At 78.1% G+C, this 343-nt stretch carries 1 protein-coding gene; it reads left to right on the forward strand.

Annotated features, from left to right (window positions below; all coding sequences use genetic code 11):
- On the forward strand, positions 1-343 hold a 343-nt coding region (locus tag AC5WRT_RS39155), incomplete at both ends, for a CurL C-terminal domain-containing protein (RefSeq protein ID WP_496101123.1).

A 343-nucleotide genomic window follows, 5' to 3' on the forward strand; every position in this document is an offset into this window, starting at 1 on the left:
GGAGGAGGCGGCGGAGGAACCGGCGCTCCAGGACGCGGCCCCCGAGGCGGACGCCCCCGACACCGGTACGCGGACGTTCCCGCTGGCGCTGTCCGCGGCCGACCCCGACGCCCTGCGTGCCCAGGCCGCGCGTCTCGGGGCGTTCCTCGCGGCGGACGCACAGCTGACGCCCGCGGACCTCGGTCTGTCGCTCGCCACCACGCGCAGCACTCTGGACCACCGCGCCGTCCTCCTGGCCGCCGACCGGGGCGAACTCGAACGCGGTCTCGCCGCCCTGGCCGCCGGTGACACCGACCCAGGCCTGATCACCGGTGCCGACGACCGCGCGGGCCGCCGACTCGCG

The sequence above is a fragment of the Streptomyces sp. NTD91 genome, assembly GCF_059510455.1.